A 3,262-nucleotide genomic window follows, 5' to 3' on the forward strand; every position below is an offset into this window, starting at 1 on the left:
CCCGTCCAAAAAGGACGGGCGGGACGCCCATCCCACTTTCAAGAGTGGAAGTTATTTAATTCTCATTCCTAAGTAGGATGCGTCAAGTAAGTTTTTTTGACAAAACAATTAACATTTTACTGTGACGCAGCTTACAGTTTTCTAATTTTTAATTATTATTTAAGCTCCCATGCCCGAATACTGCTTCAAACCCTGCCGCCAAAGCCAGCGGTTCCACACAAAAAACACCGCACTCCAACCCAACATTACCAACAAACCGCGACCTACATCTACGGGCAATCCGATCAAGATTGAAGCGGGAAAATGAATCAAATAAGGAAACGGCGTCCACAAAACTACTTCGCGCACGGGTGCGGGAAACACTTCTAGCGGCGCGATAAGTCCCGATAAAAATAGGTAAATTAAAAACCAGAATTGTTCGATCGCACTTGCCCTTTCCAGCCAAAAAGCAAACAGCGCAAAGGTATACTGGATCGAGAACCGCAAGCAAAAAGCCAAGACGACAACCAACAAAAACAGCAAAAACCTGCCCAAACTCGGCAGCCAAAAAGTCTGGGGGTAAAGCGCAAAAAACAGCAGCACTAATCCGCATACAAACGGCAGCCTCGCAAACCTTTCGGAAACGTGAGATGCAAAGTGATGCCATACCGGATCGAGAGGCTGCAACAATCTATTAGATAGCCTGCCTTGCACTACTTCCTTTTCAAACTCCCAAATTACCCAAACTACATTTGTTTGCCTCACAATGAAAGCCGCTAAAAAATAACGGGCAAAGTCGATCGACTTCAGCCCAAATTGACCCGTTTCGGCCGCCTGCATCCAGACGCCCATCAAGATAAACGGCAAAGATCCCGACAGCGCCCACAAAAACAATTCCGCCCGATATTCGAGCATATAAGCGTAGTAGGTAACTAGGAAAGTTTTACTAATTCTCAAAAATCTGTTCATATAGCATCTCAATAAATCCTGTAGATTTATATTTATATCCTGTCCGGTGAATTGCCCGCGAGGGAATTCAATCGCATCGTGGGGGCGGGTCGATCTAGATTATTAGTCTGCCGGAATAGATGGTTGATTAAACCCGCCCCTACAAGTATTGTGGTTAATTTTAATCGCACCAAATTTATCGGCGCAGTCACTTAAATTTTTCCAGTCCGAAAAACTCGCCCTATCACCTCTTCAATAGGCGGGTCAGTAACAGTCAAATCTATCACTTCTAACTCAGCCAAAATCTTTGCCACGCTCACCGTCAGCTCCTCCCTTTTGACCAAAAGTCGCACTGAATTTCCCTCAATTGATTCTACCTCTCCGTAAGCAAAAGCGCTATCTTTTGCCAGCGGATGGGCTAATTTTACCTGAACTTCCCGATAAGGTGCAAACCTGTCGAGCAACCCGTCCAAACTGCCATCATAAACTAATTGCCCTTCATGGATCAATAAAACGCGCTTGCACAAAGCAGTAATGTCAGCCATGTAATGGCTCGTCAACAGCACCGTTGCTTGATAGCGCTCGTTATATTCTCGCAGAAATTGCCTGACGCTAAACTGTGCGTTTATATCCAAACCTAAAGTCGGTTCATCTAAAAATAATACCTCCGGCTGGTGCAGCAGCGCCGCCATCAATTCAGCTTTCATGCGTTCGCCCAAAGAAAGCTTGCGCACCGCCTGATTTAACTTGCCTTCTAGTGACAGCATTTCTGTCAATTCTCCGACTCGCCGCCGATAATCTTTATCGGGAATACCGTAGACAGCGGCATTGATTCGCAGAGAGTCAAGCACGGGTAAATCCCAAATTAACTGCTGTTTCTGCCCCATCACTAAGGTGATTCTTTGTAGAAAATCTGCTTCGCGACGAAAAGGAGTGCGATCGCACACTCTCACAGTACCAGCAGACGGATAAATCAAACCAGTCAGCATTTTCAGCGTAGTAGTTTTGCCCGCACCGTTAGCGCCTAGAAACCCCACCACTTCCCCAGGTTCAATACTGAAAGAAACGCCCTCAACTGCTTTGACATTTCGGTACGTGCGACTGAAAAAGTGTCGCACTGTTCCTTTAAGTCCCGGTTCTTTAATCGCTACTGGATAAACTTTGCTCAAGTCTTCAACTAAGATAATTGGCATCGGCTCAAATTTTAACTTTTATTTTAATCTAGGATACTTCTATCAGGCTTGTGCCAAGATGGAGCGATAGAGGCCTCAAGTAGGGTAAGCCAGCCATTGCTCAATCGCTCAGAAAAAGTAACTGTGTTCTGGCGCACCCTACTCAGCTTTAGAATATTGCAAAATATCCACGATCGCATCCACAAAGTTTACAACTATGGTACTCACGCCCGATAATTCAGGCATCTCTCGTTTGGTAGGAGACAATTCTCCTGAAAATATTACACTTGCACCAGGACAACTTGCTAGTTTTCCTGGGGGACTTTGGATGGTGGGCGGCAATGATACTGTCAGGGGTTCGTCAGATGCAGAACGTATTTTCGGCAACGATGGTAAAGACAGTCTGTTAGGCGGTGCCGGCAGTGATTTTATTTACGGCGGCAAAGATGATGACGATGTTTTGGGAGAAAATGGCGAGGATTTCTTGACAGGAGATAGAAATAGCGATTTCCTTGATGGGGGTGCGGGAAATGATTTGCTGCGCGGTGGGCAAGGTGTTGATTTCTTAGTTGGCGGTGACGGTAATGATACTTTAATTGGCGACAGAGATGTGGATGTTTACAAAGGTGGTGGTGGGAGCGATCTCTTTGTTTTTCGAGTCGATCAAGCGGGAATCCGACTAGCTGGAATTGAAGTCCCTGACGCGCTAATTGTGGATTTTGATAAGTCTAGCGATTCGATTGGAATTAGTGTGGGATTTACCAGCAGCAATATCTCCTTGGAACAGATAAGTTATAGCTTAAACGATCCGAGACTGCTGCTGATCGATCCTGCAACTATAGCGGGGGGAACGAGTTTGTTAGCCAAGGGCGGCATCTCGCTGCAAAGTCTCGATCCCGATGGCAACGGCCGCGTGGAAGCTACTAATATTAGATTCGGTGTTGCTAATGCTTTGTTGGGTACTGTGTTGAACGTGACCCCAGCCGATTTAAACGGCCGTTTTATTAGTGCGAATTCTGTGCTTTAATTCGTTGCTGATATATCTCTAGTAGGGTGCGCACTGCGCACCTTACCCATTGCCCATTATCTAAGGATCGCGAATTAAATAACTTACAATTTTAATTATTATTGTGGGATGGGCGTCCCGCCCGTCCTTTTTGGAC

General features: G+C 45.7%; 3 protein-coding genes. 1 reads left to right on the plus strand and 2 read right to left on the minus strand.

Translation table 11 applies throughout. From position 1 onward, the window contains the following. Positions 1-159: 159 nt before the first annotated feature. Together QUB56_RS36570 and QUB56_RS36575 are read right to left on the minus strand one after the other, a co-directional pair. A complete protein-coding gene (locus QUB56_RS36570) occupies positions 160-948 on the minus strand; it encodes an ABC-2 family transporter protein (RefSeq protein WP_332961251.1) in 789 nt (262 codons plus the stop codon). Positions 949-1,139: 191 nt separating this feature from the next. Continuing rightward, a complete protein-coding gene (locus QUB56_RS36575) occupies positions 1,140-2,120 on the minus strand; it encodes an ATP-binding cassette domain-containing protein (RefSeq protein WP_332961252.1) in 981 nt (326 codons plus the stop codon). 196 nt (positions 2,121-2,316) lie between these two features. Here QUB56_RS36575 and QUB56_RS36580 point away from each other — a divergent pair, with 196 nt between their 5' ends. After that, a complete protein-coding gene (locus tag QUB56_RS36580; protein WP_332961253.1) occupies positions 2,317-3,126 on the plus strand; it encodes a calcium-binding protein in 810 nt (269 codons plus the stop codon). Positions 3,127-3,262: the final 136 nt, after the last annotated feature.

The sequence above is a fragment of the Microcoleus sp. AR_TQ3_B6 genome, from assembly GCF_036702785.1.
Lineage (GTDB): Bacteria > Cyanobacteriota > Cyanobacteriia > Cyanobacteriales > Microcoleaceae > Microcoleus.